Genomic DNA, 22,720 nt, shown 5'->3' with positions numbered 1-22,720 from the left:
TGTCCAGTGAAGACGTGATGCGTCGCCGCGCCACGTTTCTGCAGCGCATTCATATCGACGGTCCATTACTGATCCTGCTGCTGACGCTGGCGGCGGGCAGCCTGTTCGTGCTGTATTCGGCCAGCGGCAAGAACTGGGACCTGCTGATCAAGCAGGCCAGTTCGTTCGGCATCGGTCTGGTGGCAATGGTGGTGATCGCCCAACTGGAGCCGCGCTTTATGGCGCGTTGGGTGCCGGTGCTGTATGTCATCGGCGTCCTGCTGCTGGTCGTGGTGGATGTCATGGGTCATAACGCCATGGGTGCGACGCGCTGGATCAACATTCCCGGGGTCATCCGCTTCCAGCCTTCGGAGTTTCTCAAAATCATCATGCCGGCGACCATCGCCTGGTACCTGTCCAAGCGCACGTTGCCGCCGCATTTGAAGCACGTGGCGGTCAGTCTCGCCCTGATCGGTGTGCCGTTCATTCTGATTGTGCGCCAGCCAGACCTGGGAACGTCACTGCTGATTCTGGCGTCGGGTGCCTTCGTGCTGTTCATGGCCGGCTTGCGCTGGCGCTGGATCATCAGTGTACTGGCGGCGGCCGTACCGGCGGCGGTGGCCATGTGGTTCTTCTTCATGCACGACTACCAGAAGCAGCGCGTACTGACGTTTCTGGACCCGGAAAGCGATCCGCTGGGGACCGGCTGGAACATCATTCAGTCAAAGGCTGCGATTGGTTCGGGCGGCGTGTTCGGCAAAGGCTGGTTGCTCGGCACGCAGTCGCACCTCGACTTTTTGCCGGAAAGCCATACCGACTTCATCATTGCAGTATTGGGTGAAGAGTTCGGCCTGGTGGGCATCTGTGCGTTGCTGATCATTTATATGCTGCTGATCGGTCGCGGGCTTGTGATCACCGCACAGGCGCAGACATTATTCGGCAAACTGCTGGCCGGCGCGTTGACCATGACATTTTTTGTTTACGTTTTCGTCAACATCGGTATGGTCAGTGGCCTGCTGCCAGTGGTGGGGGTGCCTTTGCCCTTCATTAGCTACGGCGGAACTTCGCTCGTGACCCTACTGTCAGCGTTTGGAGTTTTGATGTCGATCCATACACATCGTAAATGGATCGCTCAAGTTTGATTAAGGTGAACTATTCAATGCAAGTAATGCGTAACTGGGCTCGATATGCTCCGGTGGTCGGTCTGGTGGGCATCCTTGGATCGGTGCAAGAGGCACTGGCGGGCGACTACGACGGTTCGCCCCAGGTGGCGGAATTCGTCGGTGAGCTGACTCGCGATCATGGTTTTGCCGGTGAGCAGTTGATGAGCCTGTTCCGGGAGGTCGAGCGCAAGCAGGCCATTCTCGATGCCATTTCCCGCCCGGCCGAACGGGTCAAGCAATGGAAAGAGTATCGGCCGATGTTCATCACCGATACGCGCATCGCTCGCGGTGTCGACTTCTGGCGTCAGCATGAGGCCGCCTTGGCACGTGCCGAGCAGGAGTACGGCGTGCCGGCGCAGATCATCGTGTCGATCATTGGTGTAGAAACCTTTTTCGGCCGCAATACCGGTAATTACCGCGTGATCGACGCCTTGTCGACGCTTGGCTTCGATTACCCGCCACGCGCCCAGTTCTTCCGCAAGGAATTGCGCGAGTTTCTGCTGCTGGCTCGCGAGCAACAGGTTGACCCTCTGACCCTCAAGGGGTCGTACGCCGGGGCAATGGGGCTGCCGCAGTTCATGCCGAGCAGTTTCCGCGCCTACGCGGTGGATTTCGACGGTGACGGTCACATCAACATCTGGACCGATCCGGACGATGCCATCGGCAGTGTCGCCAGCTATTTCAAGCGTCATGGCTGGGTGGCCGGTCAGCCGGTGGTCAGTCGTGCCACGGCGCGTGGCGACCGGGTTGACGAGGGGTTGAGCCCTGCGCTTGATCCGGTAATGTCGGTCGGGGAGTTGCGACAGCTGGGCTGGGCGAGTCATGATGCGCTGCGCGACGATATGCCGGTGACGGCGTTTCGTCTGGAAGGCGACAATGGTCCTGAATACTGGCTGGGTTTGAACAATTTTTATGCAATCACTCGTTATAACCGCAGTGTGATGTACGCCATGGCCGTATATCAGCTGTCTGAATCGTTGGTTCAAGCTCGAGGCGTCAAGTAATGCGGGCATCGCCGATTCTTCAATCATTCAAGCTTCTGGCGTTGACTGGCCTGGCAGTGCTGGTCGCCAGTTGCTCGTCGCCATCGCGCACGACAACCTCACCGTCGCCCAAGGGCGGCGCCGTGGTGCGCTCGATGCCGGGGCTGGACATCAACCGTGCCCACAAGGACGGGGCGCCGTGGTGGGACGTGGATGTCTCGCGTATCCCTGATGCAACGCCAACCCTGCACACCGGCGCCTACAAGGCCAACCCGTATACCGTGCTGGGCAAGACCTACTTTCCGATGAGCGATGCCAAGCGTTACGTCGCTTCTGGCACTGCCTCCTGGTATGGCACCAAGTTTCATGGTCAGAACACCGCCAACGGCGAGGTGTATGACCTGTACGGCATGAGTGCCGCGCACAAGACTCTGCCGCTGCCCAGCTACGTCAAAGTGACCAACCTGGACAACAATCGCACGGTGATCCTGCGCGTCAACGATCGCGGGCCGTTCTATTCCGACCGCATCATCGACCTGTCCTACGCGGCCGCTAAAAAGCTCGGCTATGCCGAAACCGGCACTGCACGGGTCAAGGTCGAAGGTATCGACCCGCAGGAATGGTGGGCGCAACGAGGCCGTCCGGCGCCGCTGTTGCTCAATCAGCCGCAGGTCGTTGCTCAGGCGACGCCGCCTGCGCTGTCCGCTTCGACCGGCACCGTCGAGCAGTACACACCACCCCCTCAGCAGCACGCTGCACCCGTCGTGCCTATGCAGGTTGACGCAAAAAAAAACGCTTCAGGACAAGCCGCTGGGCTATTTCTCCAGGTGGGAGCCTTCGCCAACCCGGACGCTGCGGAACTCCTGAGGTCGAAATTGAGCGGGATGGTTCGAGCGCCGGTGTTCGTCAGCTCGATAGCGCGCAATCAGCAAACGCTCTATCGAGTGCGGATGGGACCGATCGACACGCAGGGTGAAGCCCAGCAGCTGCAAAACAGCGTCAGGTCGGCCAATCTGGGCCAGCCGAGCGTAGTGACATCGGATCAGTAAGTTTTTCGACAACCGTTCTCCGGCAATAATGGGGGACGGTATGCAGTCGCAGGCGGCGCAGATTTGCTTTCAGGGCAAGCGTTGCAGGTAACTGCCCACAAGGTCGTGTGTCGAACAGGCGACTTTGTCAGCCAGGGTTACAGCCTGGCGCCACGAGCCGTACCGAGGCGTTTCGCTTCGCCGGTCTGTTCAGTTTTGCCCGCAAGGGCATGTTTGCCCATTAGGATTCTCGAGAGACGGATGAACATCACCACCTTTGCAAAACGTTTGTGCCTGCTTGTTCCACTGATCATCACCCCGACTGTGTGGGCGGCAGAGCAGATGACGCCTGCTGCACCACAACTGGCGGCCAAGGCCTACGTGCTGATGGATGCCACCAGCGGCAACGTCCTGGTCGAGAACAACGGTGATCAGCGTCTGGCTCCTGCGAGTCTGACCAAGCTGATGACCGCCTACATCGCGACCCTGGAAATCCGTCGCGGCCAGATTGGCGAAAACGATCCGGTGACGATCAGTGAAAACGCCTGGCGCACGGGCGGTTCGCGGATGTTCATCAAGGTCGGCAGCCAGGTCACGGTCAGCGATCTGCTGCATGGCATCATCATTCAGTCGGGCAACGACGCCAGCGTCGCGATCTCCGAGCATATTGCCGGCAGCGAAGATGCCTTTGCCGACATGATGAACAAGACTGCTGCCGATCTGGGCATGACCAACAGCCACTTCATGAACCCGACCGGTCTGCCGAACCCTGAGCACTACTCGTCGGCTCACGACATGGCGATCCTGGCACGCGCGATCATTCACGAAGACCCGGCTCACTATGCGATCTACTCGCAGAAAGAGTTCTTCTGGAACGGCATCAAGCAGCCTAACCGTAACCTGCTGCTGTGGCGCGACAAGACCGTTGACGGTCTGAAAACCGGTCATACCGATGAAGCTGGCTACTGCATGGTGTCGTCGGCAGTACGTGACGGCATGCGTCTGATTGCCGTGGTGTTCGGCACCAACAGCGAACAGGCTCGTGCAGCTGAAACCCAGAAGCTGCTGACCTACGGCTTCCGTTTCTTCGAAACCCAGAACTTCTACCAGAAGGGCACCGAGCTGGCCCAGGCCACGGTCTGGAAAGGCACCGAGCGTCAGGTCAAGGCCGGTCTGGCTGAAGATCTGAGCATGACCATGCCAAAAGGTGACATGAAGAAGCTGTCTGCCAGCATGACCATGAACCCGCAACTGGTTGCGCCAATCGCCAAGGGCGACGTGATCGGCAAAGTCGAGGTCAAGAAAGACGATCAGGTGGTTCACACCGCCAATCTGATTGCGCTCGACGGGGTTGAGGAGGGTGGTATTTTCCGCCGCGTGTGGGATAGCATCCGCCTGTTCTTCTACGGCTTGTTCAACTGATCCAGTAACCAATGCCGACCTTCTCGCGGCCTGCTCATGATCTGAGCGGGTCGCGTGTCCGTCGTCACGGCTTGTGAGACCTTTACTGCCATGACTGATACCGACATCAAGTCGCACAAAATCGAATTTCCCTGCAATGACTACCCGATCAAGGTGATCGGTGACACCAGTGTGGGCTTTACGGCGGCCGTGATGGAAGTGCTTGAAAAGCATGCCAAGGTCGACCTCAAGACGCTCGCCGAGCGTCAGAGCAGCAACGGCAAATACACCACTGTGCAATTGCACATTGTCGCTACCGGCGAAGACCAGTTGCGCGATATCAATAGTGCCTTGCGCGCTACGGGTTTCGTGCACATGGTGCTCTGATGGCGGCTACGCTGGGTTTTCGTGATCTGGGCCTGATCGATTACGAAACCGCCTGGCACGCCATGAAGCGCTTTACCGACGAGCGTGGCCGCGAGGCTGCCGATGAAGTCTGGCTGGTCCAGCATCCGCCGGTTTTCACCCAGGGACAGTCCGGCAAGGCCGAGCATTTGCTGCTGCCGGGTAATATTCCTGTCGTACAGGTCGATCGTGGCGGCCAAGTGACTTATCATGGCCCGGGCCAACTGGTGGCTTATCTGATGCTGGACGTCAGGCGCCTTGGTTTCGGCGTTCGCGATCTGGTCACCCGGATCGAGAACACCCTCATCGCCTTGCTCGCCGACTACGGCGTCAAGGCTGCAGCCAAGGCTGATGCCCCCGGCGTATACGTTGACGGCGCGAAAATAGCGTCGCTCGGTCTGCGCATTCGCAACGGCTGTTCGTTTCATGGTCTGGCGTTGAACGTCGACATGGACCTTGAGCCGTTTCGCCGCATCAACCCTTGCGGATACGCCGGACTGGCCATGACCCAACTGAGCGATCAGGCTGGGCAGATAGAATTTTCCGAGGTAAGTGCCCGACTGCGTGCGCAGCTCGTCAAACACCTCGACTACGCTGAGCAGGCGACCCTTACGGGCGGAATAAACCATTATGACTGACACCGTGCAAACCCTGATCCCGACGCTGGATGTTTCCGAGCGAGTGGCCCGTCCGAAAGTCGAAGCGGGCGTCAAGCTTCGCGGAGCGGAAAAGGTTGCGCGCATCCCGGTCAAGATCATCCCGACGGTAGACCTGCCGAAGAAGCCTGACTGGATTCGCGTGCGTATCCCGGTTTCTCCGGAAGTCGACCGTATCAAGCAATTGCTGCGCAAGCACAAGCTGCACAGCGTCTGTGAAGAGGCGTCCTGCCCCAACCTGGGCGAGTGCTTCTCCGGTGGCACTGCAACGTTCATGATCATGGGCGACATCTGCACCCGTCGTTGCCCGTTCTGTGACGTGGGCCACGGCCGTCCGAAGCCGCTCGACGTCAACGAACCGAAAAGCCTCGCCATCGCGATTGCCGACCTGCGCCTGAAGTACGTGGTCATCACCTCGGTGGACCGTGACGACCTGCGTGACGGCGGTGCTCAGCACTTCGCCGACTGCATCCGCGAAATCCGCCTGCTGTCGCCGGGCGTGCAGCTCGAAACGCTGGTACCGGATTACCGTGGCCGGATGGATGTGGCGCTGGAAATCACCGCCGCCGAGCCGCCGGATGTGTTCAACCACAACCTGGAAACCGTACCGCGTCTGTACAAGGCTGCGCGTCCGGGGTCGGACTACCAGTGGTCGCTGACCCTGCTGCAGCGCTTCAAGCAGATGGTCCCGCATGTACCGACCAAGTCCGGGCTGATGCTGGGGTTGGGCGAGACCGACGAAGAAGTCATCGAAGTCATGCAGCGCATGCGCGAACACGACATCGACATGCTGACCCTGGGTCAATACCTGCAGCCTTCGCGCAATCACTTGCCCGTGCAGCGCTTTGTCCACCCGGACACCTTTGCCTGGTTCGCCGAGGAAGGCTACAAGATGGGCTTCAAGAACGTCGCCTCCGGGCCGCTGGTACGCTCTTCGTACCACGCCGACGAGCAGGCCAAGATCGCCAAAGCGATGCTCTGACAACACGGCGCAAAAAAAGAAGGGCCAGGTAGTGATACCTGGCCCTTCTTTTTTGCGGTTGATTATCGTGCCGATGCTCCGCGTTGGCATGCCGTTCTGGACGCTCTGCGTCCTCCCGATTATTGCCCGACAGGCTTGCGCAGGTTTTCCAGCAATTCATGCGTCGGGTAACCGTCAGCTGGCCAGCCGAACGACTGCTGCGCACTGCGGATGGCCTTGCGTGTATTGGCGCCGATAATGCCGTCTGGCGCGCCTGCGTCGTACTGGCGTGCCGAGAGCAGGGTTTGCAGCTCAATGCGCTCTGAGCGGCTCAGCGGCAGGTCTCCGCGTGGCCAGCTGCCCACTACATAGCCCGCGCCCTTGAAACGATCGGAAAGCAGGCTGATCGCCAGTGCGTAGGAAGTCGAGTTGTTGTACTTGAGAATCGCGCGGAAGTTGTCCAGCACCAGAAAGGCTGGCCCGCGATAACCGGCCGGCAACAGCAAGGCGGCTTGTTGCTGGCTGGCAGCGACCGGAATCGCTGAGCCGTCCGGTTGTTTCAGGCCCAGTTGCTGCCATTCAGCGAGACTTTTGCGGGTCGTCGAGTCGGCCAGCGAGTAATCGAATCCCGAGCCGAGCACCACTTCAAAGCCCCAGGGCTGACCACGCTGCCAGCCGGAGCTTTGCAGGTAGTGCGCGGTGGAGGCGAGGGCATCGGCAGGGGTGTTCCAGATATCACGTCGGCCATCGCCGTCAAAATCCACGGCATGGGTGTTGTAGGTAGTCGGGATGAACTGGGTCTGGCCCATCGCACCGGCCCACGAACCGAGCATTTTGTCCGGGGTGATGTCTCCATGCTGGATGATTTCCAGCGCGGCCAGCAACTGGCTCTGTGCAAAGCCGGGACGACGGCCTTCGTAGGCCAGCGTTGCCAGTGAGCGTATGACGGATTGCGTACCCTGGAACGACCCGAAATTACTTTCCATCCCCCATACCGCGACCAGCGCCTGACGATCCACGCCGTACTGCTGCTCGATCTTCTGCAGGTCGTCGGCATACTGCGAAAGCAGCGCCTGACCCTTGCGTACGCGTGCGGCAGAGATGGCACCGTCGAGGTATTCCCAGACCGGGCGGCTGAATTCAGGCTGGCTGCGGTCGGCCTTGACCACGCTCATGTCTGGGGTGACGCCGGCAAATGCCAGGTCGAATACGTCCGCCCGGATACCCGCCTTCAACGCCTGGGCACGAAAGCCGGCCTGCCATTCGCTGAAGCTGACGGCGGGCTGAATCGTGAGGTTGTCATCAACGACCAGCGCTGGCGTAGGCGCTACGGCAGGAGCGTTTGTCTGCACCTTGCTGGATTGAAGAGGTGTGGCATCGGCTGCAGTGGGTTTTTCTGCGCAGGCTACCAGGGCAACAAGACTGGAGGCAGCGATGAGTTGGCGCAGCTGCGGGCGACGGGTAAAACGAGAAGGCATGCTTGAGTCCAAGGGTATTACCGTTAGGTGCAGACCATAACACGGCTAAGCGGTTGAAAGCGCCCCGGAAATGTTGCTCGATATCAGGCTGCCATAAAGCAGGAAGCCTCCCAGCTTTTAGACTGGAAGGCTTCGCGGCGGTAGCTGCCTTTGCCCTTGGCGGGTTGTTCCTGACGACTGCGGAACAAAGGCTGGGCGATGATGGATTTGGCCTTGTTCGGCCGCTTTGGCTTGCTCATGGCGGGTGCTCCTGATGGGTGTTGTAAAACGCTGCGAATCATCGGGCAGAACGGCGCGTGTGTCTAATAGTCGTGTGCTATGACACTGAGCGCGTAATTGGCCGCGTGAATGAATACCTGTGGGAGCCAACTTGCTCGCGAATTTGATCAAAAATCAAACTGATGCAGTAGCGCCATCATGATGATTGCAAGGGGGGCAACTCCCATGCCTGTCGCCCAATTTGCTGCTGGGGTTTCCGCAAACCAGGAGCCTTTTACAGGGTATTTGCCAAGCGTCAGGAGTTTTACGATTGGCCATCCGACCGGATAGAAAATGGCACGAGCGACGAGTTCAAACAGGCCAGTAGGCAGGTCGCACATGAGGCCTACTCCGCAGGCAGCGCCAATCGTTGCCCTGCCATCAGCAGCGCCAGCCGGCTCAGGCTGCTCCATGGCGAGCCTGCGGCCTGGCCTTTGATCTGCGCATCAATGCGTTGCGCATCCATGAGCAGCTGGCTCCAGCGTTTTGCCGAGTGGCGTTGCAGGGCTTTGCCCATCAGTGGCTTGCGCTTGTCCCAGATCGGCGGGCGTGCCGAGCTGAATACCTTGTCCAGCGGCACGCCCTGGCTGAATTGTTGCGACATATTGGCCAGAGCGCGCAGTTCGCGGGTCAATGCCCAGAGAATCACCGGCGTTTCGACCCCTTCGCCACGCAGCCCTTCGAGCATGCGCAACGCATGGGCAGCTTCGCCATTAAGGACGGCATCGGTCAGGCCAAACACATCGAAGCGTGCACTGTCGGCCACCGCCGCCTGCACGGTCTCGACGGTGATCTGGCCTTCTTCGGCCATCAGCTTGAGCTTTTCGATTTCCTGCGCGGCGGCCAGCAGGTTGCCTTCGACCCGGGCAGCGATCAGTTCGACGGCGTCCTGAGTCGCCGCCAGACCCGCCTGCGACAGGCGCTGGCGAATCCATTGCGGCAGCTGGCCGATGTCCACCGGCCAGATTTGCACGAACTGGGTTTGCGCACCCTCGACCAGGGCCTTGCCCCATTTGGTTTTTTGCGCACTGCCATCGAGTTTGGGCAGGCTGATCAGCAGCAGGGTGTCTTCGGCAGGTCTGGCGCAGTATTCCATGAGCGCCGCAGCACCCTTGTCGCCGGGCTTGCCGGAGGGCAGACGCAACTCCAGGAGGCGGCGTTCGGCAAACAACGACATGCTGGCACCCGCCTGGAGCAATGTGCCCCAGTCGAAGCTGGCGTCGGCGCTGAATACCTGCCGCTCATCGAAGCCTTGCTGGCGTGCGGCCGCGCGAATGGCGTCAGCTGCTTCCTGGCAGAGCAGCGGGTCATCACCGCTGATCACATAGACGGGCGCAAGTGTGCCTTGCAAGTGCTTGCCGAGTTGGGCGGGGGCGAGTTTCATGATTCAGAGGATGTCGGGGCCGGAAACCGGCCCCGAACACTTATCTGGCTGGAACTTCGACAGGCGACTGCTGAGGTGTCTCGTCGCGGATTCGCTGAGCAGCCTCGAGTGCGTCGGCTTCGGCCTTGGCAACTGCGTCGGCCTTGGTCTGCAGCTCGTCCAGACGCGAAGGGGTCAGTTGCTGCAAGCGCGCCATCAGTTTCTGGATCAAGTCGTTGCGCATTTCCTGACGAACCTGAGAGGCTTCCTGATCGGAACCGGTCAGGTTGTTGCCGTCGTGCACGTAGGAACGGTCTGCGGTGACTTTATCGCCAAGCAGGAAGCGATCCCTGTCGCCATGCACTTCATAGGTCAGGGTGGTGGTCAGCTGGTATTCAGCCGAGCGACCCGAGCCCGAGTAGCTGATGGCGCGCTGAGTCTCGGCTTCGTTGGTCAGCATCAGCTTGTAAGGCGCGCCGGTGTAGACCTTGACGCCAGAGCTGGTCAGCAGGCGAGTGAGCTGAGTCACGGTTTCGCCATAGGCGTTGCGGGCGCTGACATCCAGCTCCTTGATCGCCAGCTCGGTGGTACCGGTGCCACGCAGCTGGAAGCCACAGGCACTCAACAGAACAGCCAGGCCCATCACCAGCAAATTGCGTTTGATCATCTTGATGCTCCCCTTGAATCCGTTTGGGCCGCCAGTGCGTGCCCTGGAAATATGTTCGGCGCCCTGCGTTTGCCGGGCGCCCGATCCAATCAGCTTGCGACGATGTTGACCAGCTTGCCAGGCACGACGATCACCTTGCGAATGGTCAGGCCATCAGTGAAGCGCAATACGTTCTCGTTGACGCGTGCAGCCGCTTCGACTTCTTCGCGGCTGGCACTGGCAGGCATCTCGATGTGGCCGCGCAGCTTGCCGTTGACCTGAATCACCAGTTGCAGACTGTCCTGCACCAGCGCATGTGCGTCGAATGCAGGCCAGCCCGCGTCGATGACCGGCTCATTGTGGCCCAGTTGCGTCCACAGTTCGTGGCTGATGTGCGGCGTGATCGGTGCCAGCAGCAGGGCGACGGTTTCCACGCCTTCCTGCATCAGTGCGCGATCCTGCGGTGTGTTCTGCGGGGCCTTCTCCAGCACGTTCATCAGCGTCATCACTTGCGCGACAGCGGTGTTGAATTTCTGGTTCTGGCCAATATCCTGGCTCGCCTGTTTGATCGCCTGATGAATCGCGCGGCGTACAGCTTTCTGCTCATCGGACAATGCCGCAACGTCCAGGCCGGTCGACGGGCCTTGAGCCACATGCGCCTGAGCCAGACGCCATACGCGGCGCAGGAAACGATGCGAACCTTCGACGCCCGAGTCGGACCATTCCAGGCTCATGTCGGGTGGAGAGGCGAACATCATGAACAGACGGCAGGTGTCGGCACCGTACTGGTCGATCATGGTCTGCGGGTCGATACCGTTTTTCTTCGACTTCGACATCTTTTCAGTGCCGCCGATTTCCACCGGCAGGCCGTCGCTGGTCAGTGTGGCGCTGATCACCTTGGCCTTGGCGTCTCTTTCAAGAGTCACGTCGGCCGGGTTGATCCAGGTCTTCTTGCCGCTGGTCTCCATGCGGAAGTAGGTTTCGGCGTTGACCATGCCCTGGGTGAGCAGGTTCTTGAACGGTTCGTTCGAGGTCACCAGGCCTTCGTCGCGCATCAGCTTGTGGAAGAAGCGGGCGTAGAGCAGGTGCAGGATCGCGTGTTCGATACCGCCGATGTACTGATCCACCGGCAGCCAGTGGTTGGCAGCGTTCGGCTCGACCAGTCCACCCTCGTAATGCGGCGACGCATAACGCGCGTAGTACCACGAGGACTCGACGAAGGTGTCCATGGTGTCGGTTTCACGCTTGGCCGGTGCGCCGCATTTCGGGCAGCTGCATTCGTAGAACTCGGGCATGCGCGCCAATGGCGAGCCTGCGCCGTCGGGCACGACATCTTCCGGCAGGACAACCGGCAACTGGTCTTCCGGGACCGGCACGTCGCCACAGGTGTCGCAATGCACGATAGGGATCGGGCAGCCCCAGTAGCGCTGGCGGCTGATGCCCCAGTCACGCAGGCGGAACTGGGTACGGGACTGGCCCAGGGATTTCTTGACCAGCGCGGCTTCAATGGCGTCGAACGCGTCCTGAAAAGTCAGGCCGGTGAATTCGCCGGAATTGATCAGCTCGCCGTGCTCACCGTAGGCCGGTTGCCATGGGGCAGGCGTTTGATCGCCGGCGCTGGTGCGGACCACGGGCTTGATCGGCAGGCCGTACTGGGTGGCGAACTCGAAATCACGCTCGTCGTGCGCCGGTACGGCCATGACCGCGCCATCGCCGTAGTGCATCAGCACATAGTTGGCGACCCACACCGGCAGTTTCTCGCCGGTCAGTGGATGCTCGACGAACAACGAGGTCGCCTGGCCTTTCTTTTCCTGCGTGGCAACGTCGGCTTCGGCAACGCTGCCGCCTTTGCATTCATCGATGAACGCTTGCAGTGCGGGGTTGCCTTGCGCCGCCAGGGTTGCCAGCGGGTGTTCAGCCGCCACCGCGACGTAGGTCGCCCCCATCAGGGTGTCGGGGCGGGTGGTGAAGACTTTCAGGTCACCGGCTTCGCCTATCGAGGCCTGGTCGTACGGAAACTGCACTTCCATGCCGCGCGAACGGCCGATCCAGTTGCGCTGCATGGTCTTGACCTGTTCAGGCCAGCCCGGCAGTTCGTCGAGGCTTTCCAGCAGCTCATCGGCGTACGCGGTGATCTTGAAGTAGTACATCGGGATTTCGCGCTTTTCGATCAGCGCGCCGGAACGCCAGCCGCGGCCGTCGATGACCTGCTCGTTGGCCAGTACGGTCTGGTCTATCGGGTCCCAGTTCACGGTGCCGTTCTTGCGGTAGATCACACCCTTTTCGAACAGGCGAGTGAACAGCCATTGTTCCCAGCGGTAGTAATCAGGCTTGCAGGTGGTGACTTCGCGCGACCAGTCAACCGCCAGACCCAGGCTCTTGAGCTGGGTCCTCATGTAGTCGATGTTTTCGTAGGTCCACTTGGCCGGTGCGACGTTGTTGTCGATGGCGGCGTTTTCAGCCGGCATGCCGAAAGCGTCCCAGCCCAGGGGCTGCAGAACATTCTTGCCCAGCATGCGCTGGTAGCGGGAGATCACGTCACCAATGGTGTAGTTGCGCACATGACCCATGTGCAGCTTGCCGCTCGGGTAAGGAAACATCGACAGGCAATAGAAAGTGTCCTTACCTGGCTGTTCACTGACTTCAAAAGACTTTTGCTCATCCCAGAACGTTTGGGCGGCGGCTTCGATTTCACGGGGCTGATAGAGTTCGTGCATGGCTACTTTTTACTAAGGATTAGTGACCCTTGACCTCTTCATTGCTTCGCCGAGTCAGGTCGGCACCGCGTGGCGGACAATTGCAACTGTCTGTGCGGTGCGTTCGGGCTCAAGAGCGCGGAAGTGGAATTACAGGAAGCGCAGTAGCATACATGAGGGCCGTCTATCGAGGGAAACCCTGATTGCTCCACTTGTGGGCTCAACGCCCGGCTGACAACCTCATCTGGCCGTTGGTCGTTGTTCCCTACCGGTTCTTGCAGCAGCGCTAAGCTCAAACGCGAGGGTGATGATTATCTTCGATGAGGTGAGCGGATGACAGAGTTGCAGCATGTTGTAAGCCTGACCCGGCTGTATGAGCGTCTGATCGACCGTCTCGGTCTTGCACTCGAGACGGCGAGTACCTCGGTCCGGCTCCGGAACGAGTCGCCTGCCGAGCTTGAGCTCAAGGGGCTGAGTCGTGCCGAGTTCCAGTTGATTGAAGCCTATCTCGAAAAAGGTTCCGGGGAAGCAGGCGCAGTTGTCGCGGACACGTCCATGAGCAGCGGTCTGATTACTGCGGAGCATGGCAGGTCGCCCCGTGCGTCAGCCACCATCGTTTGGCTGAAGGACCGGCGACGAGCCAAGGCGTCAGTGCGGCTGGGCCGTAACTCTTAGGCTCTGTACGAAAAGTGGCTGGCTACCTCGGGCTTCCTGCTTCAGACATTGTCGCGTGTCTGCAAACATTCTAGGCTGCGGGCACTCATGGAGATGTCCCGATGCCGCTGCGCTACCTGCTCAAAGCCCTTCTTTTGCCGCCCGGCATTCTGTTTGTCCTGCTGATCCTTGGCTGGTGGTTGCGTCGCACGCGGCCACGTCTGGCTGCGACTTTTTTCGCGGTCGGGCTCGGCGGATTGTGGCTGATGAGCCTGCCGGTCGCCGTAGAGTTTGCCGCTCGTAAGCTGGAGCAGGTCCCTCCCTTGCCGCAACAGCAGTGGGCGACAATGGCGCAGCAGGCGGATGCCATTGTGGTACTGGGCAACGGGCGCGAGCGCAACTCGCCGACCTGGGGGACAGACACGCCCACCGGTCTTGGACTCGAGCGCTTGCGTTTGGCGGCTCGATTGGCGAAAGAATCCGGACTGCCGATACTGACCTCTGGCGGCCTGCATTTTGACCAGCCGCCCAGCGAAGCGTCGATCATGGCGCAGTCGCTGCAGGATGATTTTGCTGTGGCGGTGCGCTGGCAGGAGGGCCTGAGCCGCACCACGTGGGAAAACGCGACCATGAGCGCCGCAATTCTGCAGCCGCAAGGTATCAAGCGCGTGGTGCTGGTGACTCAGGCCTGGCATATGCCGCGGGCACGCTGGAGCTTCGAGCAGGCAGGTTTCACGGTGGTGGGTGCGCCGGTCGGCTTTCTGGGGGTCGACAACGCCAGGCCTTTTGGCGGCTGGCTGCCTGAAAGTCGCGTGTTCACGCAGAGCGGGGTGCTGCTCAATGAAGCCGCAGGCTTACTGGTTTACCCTTGGATCTATCGCAAAGGACAATGACCATTTGAAGCCGATTTCACCCGCGTGCAGATGAAACCGGCTTCGTGCAGTCAGACGGTCTTGGAAATCCGTGCCGCCATCAACGCCCAGCCAAACAGCAGCAGGCAGACAATCGCCAGCGGCCATGAGCGCCAGTGCAGATACGGCGTGAGTTCATGCATGGGCACCACTTCGCCGTACAGCACGCCGCGTTCGAACTGCGGAATCTGCTCGGTGATCTTGCCGAACGGGTCGATCAACGCGGTCACGCCGTTGTTGGTTGCCCGGATCATCCAGCGGCCCGCTTCAAGCGCGCGCATTTGGGCCATCTGCAAGTGTTGCAAAGGGCCGATCGAGGTGCCGAACCAGGTGTCGTTGCTGACCGTCAGCAGAAGGTCGCTTTGTGCCGACAAGCCAGCGGCGAACTCTGGATAGACCACTTCGTAGCAGATGAACGGCGCGATGTGATAACCCTTGGCCTGCAATAACGCCTGATCGTTCGGCCCGCGCGCGAAGTCCGACATTGGCAGGTCGAAGAAGGAAATCAGCCCCCGCAGCAGGTCCTGCAGCGGTACATATTCACCGAACGGCACCAGCTTCTGCTTGTAGTAGGTGCCGTCACCCTGACCCGTGACCGTGATGCCGTTGTAATAACGATACTCACCGCGCCCGGTCGGTTCGCGTACCGGTACGCCGGTGATCAGCGCCGCGCCGCGGTCCGAGGCGAACTTGCCCATCATCGACAGATAGCCTTCTGCGCTTTCCTTGAGTACCGGCACGGCGGTTTCCGGCCAGACGATCAGGTCTGCCTGCTGCGAGCGGAAGGTCATGTCGCGGTACAGCGCCAACTGATCGTTGAGCTTTTGCGGGTCCCACTTCATGCTTTGTTCGACGTTGCCCTGCATTGCCGCGACTTTCAGTGGCGCGCCGGACGGCGATGTCCAGGCGTGCCCCTTGAGGGCCAAGCCTGTCACCCACGGGGCCAGCAACAGCACCACGCCCATGGCCAGAAACGATTTGCGTGCACGCAGGCGGTGCAGGTTGCACAACAGTGCAGCAGTCATCGCCAGCGAGAACGAAATCAGCCATACGCCGCCGACGGGGGCGAGCCCGGCCAGTGGGCCGTCGAGCTGACTGTAGCCGGAATAGAGCCACGGGAAGCCGGTGAGAAACCAGCCGCGAAACGCTTCCTGCCACAGCCATAGCGCTGCGAAGGCCAGCGCATCGGCCAGCGGTGCCTCATTGCGACGCAGCCAGCGCGCCCAGACCCAGGCGGGCAGGGCGAAGAACAGGGCAATGGCGGCGATGAACAACAGCATCAACAGCCCTGCCAGCAACACGGACGCGCCGCCGTAGGTGTGAATGCTGACGTAGATCCAGCTGGTGCCGGCGCCGTACAGACCGAAGCCATAGCACCAGCCGCGGGCCAGTGCCTGGCGCGGGTTCAGGCCGCGCAAGCCCAGATAGAACATCGCCACTGCCACCAGCACCAGAGGCCAGAGGTCAAAAGGCGCCAGGGCCAGGGTCGTGAGCCCGCCAGCCGCCAGGGCCAGCAGGTTACCGGGCCAGCCGGGGCGGGTTATCCAGCGCATGTAGATTCCTTAAAGCAGCATCAAGTGTTTACGGACGTGAAATGGGCGTCACGCGCAGCAAATGAATGCGACGGCTGTCAGCGCTCAGGATGCGGAAACGATAGGCACCGATTTCAGTGATTTCGTTGCGCTTGGGCAGATGGCCGAAGGCATTCATCACCAGACCGCCCACGGTATCGAACTCGTCGTCCGAGAACGTGCTGTCGAAGAATTCGTTGAAATTCTCGACCGGCGTAAGGGCCTTGACCAGGAAGTCGCCGCTGGGCAGCGGTTTGATGTAGCTGTCTTCCTCGACGTCATGCTCGTCTTCGATATCGCCGACGATCTGTTCCAGCACGTCTTCGATGGTCACCAGACCCGCCACGCCGCCGTATTCGTCAATGACGATGGCCATGTGGTTGTGGTTGGCGCGAAACTCGCGCAGCAGCACGTTGAGACGCTTGGACTCGGGCACGAAGGTGGCCGGACGCAGCAGCTTCTTGACGTCATCGCTGTCGCCGTCGGCCTTGAGGATCAGCGGCAGCAGATCCTTGGCCAGCAGCACACCGAGCACGTCATCGTGGCTCTCGCCGATCACCGGATAGCGCGAGTGCGCAGCATCGATGACCGCAGGCAGAAATTCACGGGGTGTCTGGGTCGCTTTGATGCTGATCATCTGCGAGCGCGGCACCATGATGTCGCGCACTTGCAGGTCAGCCACTTGAATGGCGCCCTCGACGATGGCCAGCGCTTCGCTGTCCAGCAGTTTGTTCTGGTGGGCTTCGCGCAGCAGCTCAAGCAGCTCCTGGCGGTTTTTCGGCTCATGGACAAAGGCCTGGGTCAGTTTACCCAACCATGACTTTTGCCCGTTGCTCGATCGGTCTTCGCTCATAGCCCTTACTCGTGGTCCTTGCTTGGTGTGTCTGAATGGGGAAGGTCGGCACTTTCGTCGTCAGCGTAAGGATCGGGATAGCCCAGCTCCTCAAGCAACGTTCGTTCCAGTGCTTCCATTTCTTCGGCTTCTTCATCATCAATGTGGTCGTAACCCAACAGATGAAGGCAGCCATGAATGACCATGTGCGCCCAGTGCGCGTCGATGGACTTGCCTTGTTCAACGGCTTCACGGTTGACAACCGGAACACAGATGACCAGATCGCCCAGCAACGGGATGTCCAGCATGTCGTCTGGAACGTCCGCCGGGAATGAAAGCACGTTTGTTGCGTAATTTTTGTGTCGCCAGGTGTTATTGAGCTCACGGCCTTCGGTTTCGTCAACCAGGCGGATGGTCAGCTCGGAGTCGGCACTGCGCTGACGCAAGCCCATTTCACACCAGAGGCGGAATCGGGCTTCGTCAGGGGCGCTTGTCTCGCTTGCAATCTGCAGGTCCAGCTCAAGCATCGCGGTGTTTGTCCCGTGGGTAACTGTTGTTGCCCGACGGACCATCGCTGAGGCGGTCGTCGAAACGCTCGTAGGCTTCGACGATGCGCTGCACCAGCGGGTGGCGAACCACATCCTTGGGTTTGAAATGCGTGAAGCTGATGCCCGGCACGTCCTTGAGCACATCGATGACGTGCGTCAGCCCGGAGCGAGTGCCCTTGGGCAGGTCGACCTGGGTGATATCGCCGGTGATCACGGCCGTGGAGCCGAAGCCGATACGGGTCAGGAACATCTTCATCTGCTCGACGGTGGTGTTCTGACTTTCGTCGAGAATGATGAAGCTGTTATTAAGGGTGCGTCCGCGCATGTAAGCCAGCGGTGCCACTTCAATGACCTGTTTCTCGATCAGCTTGGCGACGTATTCGAAACCGAGCATCTCGTACAGCGCGTCATACAGCGGGCGCAGGTACGGGTCGATCTTCTGCGCCAGATCGCCGGGCAGGAAGCCCAGCTTCTCGCCAGCCTCGACCGCCGGGCGCACCAGCAGGATGCGTCGAATCTGCTCGCGCTCCAGTGCATCCACCGCGCATGCCACTGCCAGGTAGGTCTTGCCGGTACCCGCAGGGCCGATGCCGAAGTTGATGTCGTTGCTGAGGACTTCCTTGACGTAACGCTGCTGGTTCAGGCCGCGCGGGCGAATCATGCCCTTTTTGGTGCGCAGCGAGACGCCGACTTCGGCGGCAGGGTGATTGTCCAGGCCGTCCACCCCCGATTCCTGAAGGAACAGGTGGACCATGTCCGGCGTCAGTTCGGTACCTTTGGTTTCCCGGTACAGACGGCGCAGCAGGTTCTCGGCGGAATGATTTTGTTTGGGGTCGCCAATGAGCTCGAATTGATTGCCGCGATTGCGGATCTCGATGTCCAGGCGTTGCTCGATCAGGCGCAAGTGCTCGTCGAGTTGCCCGCACAAGTTGGCGAAACGATGGGCCTCGAAAGGCTCGAGGGTGAAACGATGAGGTTCTATGGGTGCGTTCAAGGTCGTTTAATGGCCGTCCGGCGGCAATTGAGATGTATTGAAGAATACCCCTAGCGCTGGTTGTGCGAAAGCTTTGCCTTGTTAAAGGCTGCGCCAGGGATTCACCGTGCTCAATGGTAGGGACCGCGCAGAAACGAATTCATTCGGCGATTCGTTTCTGCGGCGACACTCAAGCTTTACTGTAGCAGCGAGCCGCGCAACGAGTGAGGCTGCGCGTCATCGATGTGTACATCGGCAAACTGCCCGATCAATTTGGGGTTGTCGCAGCGAAAATTGACGATCCGGTTGTTCTCGGTGCGCCCCTGCAGTTCGCCTGGGTCTTTCTTCGAGTAGTCGGTCACCAGAATGCGCTGGATGCTGCCCACCATCTGCCGGCTGATCTCGAAACCCTGCTGGTTCAGACGATGTTGCAGCGCGGCCAGTCGCTCTTTCTTCAGCGCTTCCGGCGTGTCGTCCTTGAGGTCCGCAGCGGGCGTGCCCGGGCGTGGGCTGTAGACGAACGAGAACGAGAAGTCGAACCCCACGTCCTCGATCAGCTTCATGGTGTTATCGAAATCCTTTTCGGTCTCGCCGGGGAAGCCGACGATGAAGTCGGAACTGATACTGATGCCCGGCACCGCGGCCCTGAGCTTGCGCAAGCGGGACTTGTATTCCAGCGTGGTGTGGTTGCGCTTCATCGCCGCCAGAATGCGGTCGGAGCCCGACTGCACGGGCAAATGCAGGTGTTTGACCAGCTCCGGCACTTCCGCGTGGGCCTGGATCAGACTGTCGGAAAATTCCAGCGGGTGCGAAGTGGTGTAGCGAATGCGGTCGATGCCATCGACGGCGGCGACTACGCGGATCAGGTCCGCCAGGTCTGCAACGCGGCCGTCGTGGGTGGTGCCGCGATAACCGTTGACGTTCTGCCCCAGCAGGGTGACTTCACGCACGCCGTTTTCGGCCAGGTGGATCACTTCGCTCAGCACATCGTCGAACGGACGACTGACTTCTTCGCCGCGGGTGTAGGGCACCACGCAGAACGTGCAGTATTTGCTGCAGCCTTCCATCACCGACACGTACGCGCTCGGGCCATCGACGCGCGGCTCGGGCAAGTGGTCGAATTTTTCGATTTCCGGGAACGAGACGTCGACCTGCGGCAAGCGGGTCACGCGTGCGGCGTCGATCATTTCCGGTAGGCGGTGCAGGGTCTGCGGGCCGAACACCACGTCCACGTAGGGCGCGCGATCGCGAATGGCTGCGCCTTCCTGGCTGGCCACGCAGCCGCCGACGGCGATGACCATTTCCGGATTGGCCAGCTTCAGCTCACGCCAGCGGCCCAACTGGGAGTACACCCGGTCCTGGGCGCGCTCACGAATCGAGCAGGTATTGAGCAGGATCACGTCGGCGTCTTCCGCGCGAGCGGTGACTTCCAGGGCCTGATGTTCGCCCAGCAGATCGACCATGCGCGAGCTGTCGTACTCGTTCATCTGGCAACCGTGGGTTTCGATATAAAGCTTTTTGGCCATGCGTGATGATCAACCGTGTCAGTGAACCGCGCATTATAAGGATGAAGGGCTCGGGTTCCTAGCGTCGGCTGTCCGACGAGGCGGGCGGACATGCTATAGTCCGTGCCCCTTTTTCATCTCTGATCATTACCCGCCCGTTATGACCAAACGCGAAGCTCCAATCTACAAGGTGATTTTCCTCAACCAGGGACAGGTGTTCGAGATGTACGCCAAGCAGATCTACCAAAGTGATCTGTGGGGCTTTCTGGAAGTTGAAGAATTCGTCTTCGGCGAGCGCACGACCGTTGTGGTGGACCCCAGCGAAGAGAAGCTCAAGGCCCAGTTCGAAGGCGTGGTGCGCAGTTTTGTGCCGATGCATTCGATTGTGCGCATTGATGAAGTCGAACGCATGGGCACGCCAAAGATCAGCGAAGCACGCGGCACCAGCAATGTGATGCCGTTCCCCATGCCGATGCCGGAAAAGTAAGCGTTGCAGGTGTGAATCGCGATTGCCCTGAAAGATTCCTGATCAGGGCAACGGAGAGAAAGGACTGCGCCCTTCGGCGGTCTGCAGTTCAAGCAGGTACTTGCGGAAAATCTGCCCCAGTACCTGAGTGGCCACTTCGAGCTCGTCACGCGGCATCTTTGCCGAGACTTCGTCGGCAGCGTCAAGCGCCTCTTCCGAGCCATTGACCGCGGCCATTTTCAGCACGACGTAGGCCTGAATGTTGTTGGCCTGCACACCTTCGCCACGGCTGAACATCAAGCCCAGTTGGTACTGCGCCTGGGCATGGCCCTGCAGTGAAGCCTGCTCGAAATAATTCAGCGCCTGCGGCAAATCGCGAGGTGCATTTTTGCCCTCGTAATAGAACTCACCCAACTCGTACTGCGCCTGCGCGTCCCCACCCTTGGCGGCCTGCTGGCAGGCTTCAAGCGCTGCAGGCAGGTTCTCTGGCTGGGTATTGAGGGTGCAACGACCCATCGCCGGGACTAACAACGAGTTGCCGCCGGCACTTGCCAGCAGGGGATAGACAAGCAACAGGCAGCCCAATACAAGGGTGCGGCCGGTGCGGTTCATGGGAGTCGACTTACCTCTGAAAAAGGTGCGGGCATGCCCGACCAGCTAAACGTGCTGGCTGCGCATTATGAAATAAGCAGAGCCAACCTTACAAAGTCTTTACGGATTTTCTGCTGCACGGCTTTAAAACGTCCTTTTTTCGGGCGGATTACCTGAAAGAGGGTTGTCGTCAGCCTGTATGTGCAGTGTTCGCATTGCATTGTAGAAGCAAAATACGGACTTAACGTTCAGTTTCATTCGTAGCCATCACTCGCGCCGGTTCACTGACACCCTGCGCGAGTGATGCCTGACGAGCTTATTTCAGCGCAGCGAATGCTTTTTCTGCGGCATCCAGAGTCAGTTTCAGCTCGGCATCGCCATGGGCGATAGAAGTGAAACCCGCTTCGAATGCGCTCGGCGCGAGGTACACGCCGCCGTCCAGCATCAGGTGGAAGAAGCGCTTGAAGCGCTCGGAGTCACTGGTCATCACGTCTTCGAACGTGACGATTTCTTCGGCTTCGCTGAAGTACAGACCGAACATGCCGCCGGCCTGAGTCGTCACAAACGGGATACCTGCGGCATCGGCGCGCTGTTGCAGACCTTCGAGCAGGCGGCGGGTGTAGTCGCTCAGTTCGTCGTGAAAGCCGGGACGGCTGATCAGGCGCAGGGTGGTCAGGCCGGCCGCCATTGCCAGCGGGTTGCCCGAGAGGGTGCCGGCCTGATAGACCGGGCCGAGCGGTGCGATGTGCGACATGATTTCGCGTTTGCCGCCAAAGCAGCCGACCGGCATGCCGCCACCGATGATCTTGCCGAAGGTGCTCAGGTCGGGCGTCACGCCGTAGTAAGCCTGGGCGCCACCGAGGGCTACGCGAAAACCGGTCATCACTTCATCGAAAATCAGCACCACGCCGTGCTCGTCGCACAGGTCGCGCAGGCCTTGCAGGTAGCCAGGCGCGGGCGGCACACAGTTCATGTTGCCAGCCACTGGCTCGACGATGATGCACGCCACTTCCTGACCCACTTCGGCCAGCAGGTCACGCACGGCGTCGAGGTTGTTGAACGGCACGGTCAGGGTGTGTTTTGCGAAGGCCGCAGGTACGCCGGGCGAGCTGGGCACGCCCAGGGTCAGCGCGCCGGAGCCTGCCTTGACCAGCAGGCTGTCGGAGTGACCGTGGTAGCAGCCTTCGAACTTGAGGATGCTGTCGCGGCCGGTGAAGCCACGGGCCAGGCGAATCGCACTCATGGTCGCTTCAGTGCCCGAGCTGACCATGCGGACCATCTCCATGGACGGCACCAGTTCGCAGACAAGGTCGGCCATTTCGGTTTCCATGGCCGTCGGTGCGCCGTAGGACAGGCCGTGTTCCAGCTGGCTGCGCACGGCATCGAGCACGTCGGGGTGGCTATGGCCAAGAATCATCGGGCCCCAGGAGCCGACGTAATCCACATAACGCTTGTCGTCTTCGTCAGTCACGTAGGCGCCCGCAGCGTGCTTGAAGAACAGCGGCGTGCCACCCACGCTCTTGAAGGCGCGAACCGGCGAATTGACGCCACCGGGGATGTGTTTTTGGGCGTTGGCGAACAGTGTTTCGGAACGGGACATGATCGGGTCTCTGCTTTGAAACGGGGAATTCGTGTCTACGCTGGGGTCAGCC

At 60.3% G+C, this 22,720-nt stretch carries 23 protein-coding genes; 10 read left to right on the top strand and 13 right to left on the bottom strand.

Translation table 11 applies throughout. The annotated features are described in order from the left end of the window. The first annotated feature begins 17 nt into the window (after positions 1 to 17). From rodA to lipA, 7 genes are all read left to right on the top strand, one after another. Positions 18 to 1,121, top strand: coding sequence for a rod shape-determining protein RodA (gene rodA, locus JOE39_RS15830; RefSeq protein ID WP_003313892.1), 1,104 nt, complete (start codon positions 18 to 20; stop codon positions 1,119 to 1,121). A gap of 17 nt (positions 1,122 to 1,138) precedes the next feature. After that, on the top strand, positions 1,139 to 2,146 hold the full coding sequence (gene mltB, locus JOE39_RS15825; protein WP_003313890.1) for a lytic murein transglycosylase B: 1,008 nt from the start codon (positions 1,139 to 1,141) through the stop codon (positions 2,144 to 2,146). Then, positions 2,146 to 3,174, top strand: coding sequence for a septal ring lytic transglycosylase RlpA family protein (locus tag JOE39_RS15820; RefSeq protein WP_122220239.1), 1,029 nt, complete (start codon positions 2,146 to 2,148; stop codon positions 3,172 to 3,174). Before mltB ends, JOE39_RS15820 begins: the two co-directional genes overlap by 1 nt. A gap of 240 nt (positions 3,175 to 3,414) precedes the next feature. Then, the gene (locus JOE39_RS15815; protein ID WP_003313886.1) at positions 3,415 to 4,575 is read left to right on the top strand and encodes a D-alanyl-D-alanine carboxypeptidase family protein; all 1,161 of its coding nucleotides are present in this window, start codon (positions 3,415 to 3,417) and stop codon (positions 4,573 to 4,575) included. A gap of 90 nt (positions 4,576 to 4,665) precedes the next feature. Further along, positions 4,666 to 4,941: a DUF493 domain-containing protein gene (locus tag JOE39_RS15810; protein ID WP_003313885.1), complete on the top strand. Its 276-nt coding sequence runs from the start codon at positions 4,666 to 4,668 to the stop codon at positions 4,939 to 4,941. After that, positions 4,941 to 5,597, top strand: a complete 657-nt coding sequence (gene lipB, locus JOE39_RS15805) for a lipoyl(octanoyl) transferase LipB (RefSeq protein WP_003313884.1) — start codon at positions 4,941 to 4,943, stop codon at positions 5,595 to 5,597. The genes JOE39_RS15810 and lipB overlap by 1 nt, the downstream gene beginning before the upstream one ends. Continuing rightward, a complete protein-coding gene (lipA, locus tag JOE39_RS15800; protein ID WP_002555327.1) occupies positions 5,590 to 6,597 on the top strand; it encodes a lipoyl synthase in 1,008 nt (335 codons plus the stop codon). Before lipB ends, lipA begins: the two co-directional genes overlap by 8 nt. Before the next feature lie 119 nt (positions 6,598 to 6,716). On the opposite strand, the gene JOE39_RS15795 is transcribed toward lipA, so the two are convergent. From JOE39_RS15795 to leuS, 6 genes are all read right to left on the bottom strand, one after another. Next, entirely contained in the window at positions 6,717 to 8,054 is a 1,338-nt protein-coding gene (locus JOE39_RS15795) for a lytic murein transglycosylase (protein ID WP_210078573.1), read from the bottom strand. Positions 8,055 to 8,137: 83 nt separating this feature from the next. Beyond that, entirely contained in the window at positions 8,138 to 8,293 is a 156-nt protein-coding gene (arfA, locus tag JOE39_RS15790; protein WP_002555325.1) for an alternative ribosome rescue factor ArfA, read from the bottom strand. Between the two features lie 147 nt (positions 8,294 to 8,440). Continuing rightward, entirely contained in the window at positions 8,441 to 8,653 is a 213-nt protein-coding gene (locus tag JOE39_RS15785; protein WP_003391985.1) for a hypothetical protein, read from the bottom strand. Positions 8,654 to 8,658: 5 nt separating this feature from the next. Further along, the gene (gene holA / locus JOE39_RS15780; protein WP_024665247.1) at positions 8,659 to 9,696 is read right to left on the bottom strand and encodes a DNA polymerase III subunit delta; all 1,038 of its coding nucleotides are present in this window, start codon (positions 9,694 to 9,696) and stop codon (positions 8,659 to 8,661) included. Positions 9,697 to 9,736: 40 nt separating this feature from the next. Continuing rightward, positions 9,737 to 10,342, bottom strand: a complete 606-nt coding sequence (lptE, locus tag JOE39_RS15775) for an LPS assembly lipoprotein LptE (protein ID WP_003340893.1) — start codon at positions 10,340 to 10,342, stop codon at positions 9,737 to 9,739. Between the two features lie 89 nt (positions 10,343 to 10,431). Continuing rightward, a complete protein-coding gene (leuS, locus tag JOE39_RS15770) occupies positions 10,432 to 13,038 on the bottom strand; it encodes a leucine--tRNA ligase (protein ID WP_210078574.1) in 2,607 nt (868 codons plus the stop codon). 312 nt (positions 13,039 to 13,350) lie between these two features. Here leuS and JOE39_RS15765 point away from each other — a divergent pair, with 312 nt between their 5' ends. Next, on the top strand, positions 13,351 to 13,692 hold the full coding sequence (locus JOE39_RS15765; RefSeq protein WP_004416021.1) for a hypothetical protein: 342 nt from the start codon (positions 13,351 to 13,353) through the stop codon (positions 13,690 to 13,692). Between the two features lie 101 nt (positions 13,693 to 13,793). Continuing rightward, a complete protein-coding gene (locus JOE39_RS15760) occupies positions 13,794 to 14,564 on the top strand; it encodes a YdcF family protein (protein ID WP_210078575.1) in 771 nt (256 codons plus the stop codon). Between the two features lie 50 nt (positions 14,565 to 14,614). Here JOE39_RS15760 and lnt read toward each other — a convergent pair whose 3' ends face one another. From lnt to miaB, 5 genes are all read right to left on the bottom strand, one after another. Next, positions 14,615 to 16,135, bottom strand: a complete 1,521-nt coding sequence (lnt, locus tag JOE39_RS15755) for an apolipoprotein N-acyltransferase (protein ID WP_210078576.1) — start codon at positions 16,133 to 16,135, stop codon at positions 14,615 to 14,617. 28 nt (positions 16,136 to 16,163) lie between these two features. Next, positions 16,164 to 17,006 carry an HlyC/CorC family transporter gene (locus JOE39_RS15750; protein WP_003368790.1) on the bottom strand — a complete coding sequence of 281 codons (843 nt, stop codon included), beginning with the start codon at positions 17,004 to 17,006 and terminating at the stop codon, positions 16,164 to 16,166. A gap of 5 nt (positions 17,007 to 17,011) precedes the next feature. After that, on the bottom strand, positions 17,012 to 17,512 hold the full coding sequence (gene ybeY, locus JOE39_RS15745) for an rRNA maturation RNase YbeY (RefSeq protein ID WP_003313871.1): 501 nt from the start codon (positions 17,510 to 17,512) through the stop codon (positions 17,012 to 17,014). Continuing rightward, a complete protein-coding gene (locus JOE39_RS15740; protein WP_003313870.1) occupies positions 17,505 to 18,527 on the bottom strand; it encodes a PhoH family protein in 1,023 nt (340 codons plus the stop codon). The genes ybeY and JOE39_RS15740 overlap by 8 nt, the downstream gene beginning before the upstream one ends. 176 nt (positions 18,528 to 18,703) lie before the next feature. After that, positions 18,704 to 20,032: a tRNA (N6-isopentenyl adenosine(37)-C2)-methylthiotransferase MiaB gene (gene miaB, locus JOE39_RS15735; protein WP_003368786.1), complete on the bottom strand. Its 1,329-nt coding sequence runs from the start codon at positions 20,030 to 20,032 to the stop codon at positions 18,704 to 18,706. Positions 20,033 to 20,171: 139 nt separating this feature from the next. Here miaB and JOE39_RS15730 point away from each other — a divergent pair, with 139 nt between their 5' ends. Next, complete coding sequence (locus JOE39_RS15730; protein WP_003313868.1) at positions 20,172 to 20,498, top strand: DUF1820 family protein; 327 nt, start codon at positions 20,172 to 20,174, stop codon at positions 20,496 to 20,498. A gap of 42 nt (positions 20,499 to 20,540) precedes the next feature. Here the strand turns inward: JOE39_RS15730 and JOE39_RS15725 are convergent, their stop codons facing one another. Together JOE39_RS15725 and hemL are read right to left on the bottom strand one after the other, a co-directional pair. Then, positions 20,541 to 21,089 carry a tetratricopeptide repeat protein gene (locus JOE39_RS15725; RefSeq protein ID WP_003313867.1) on the bottom strand — a complete coding sequence of 183 codons (549 nt, stop codon included), beginning with the start codon at positions 21,087 to 21,089 and terminating at the stop codon, positions 20,541 to 20,543. A gap of 295 nt (positions 21,090 to 21,384) precedes the next feature. Then, on the bottom strand, positions 21,385 to 22,668 hold the full coding sequence (gene hemL / locus JOE39_RS15720) for a glutamate-1-semialdehyde 2,1-aminomutase (RefSeq protein WP_003392017.1): 1,284 nt from the start codon (positions 22,666 to 22,668) through the stop codon (positions 21,385 to 21,387). Positions 22,669 to 22,720 lie beyond the last annotated feature (52 nt).

Source organism: Pseudomonas sp. PvP100, assembly GCF_017833055.1.
In the GTDB taxonomy this organism is placed as follows: domain Bacteria; phylum Pseudomonadota; class Gammaproteobacteria; order Pseudomonadales; family Pseudomonadaceae; genus Aquipseudomonas; species Aquipseudomonas syringae.
Note: the sequence above shows the minus strand (reverse complement) of the source record. Positions and strands in the feature narration are given on the sequence as shown.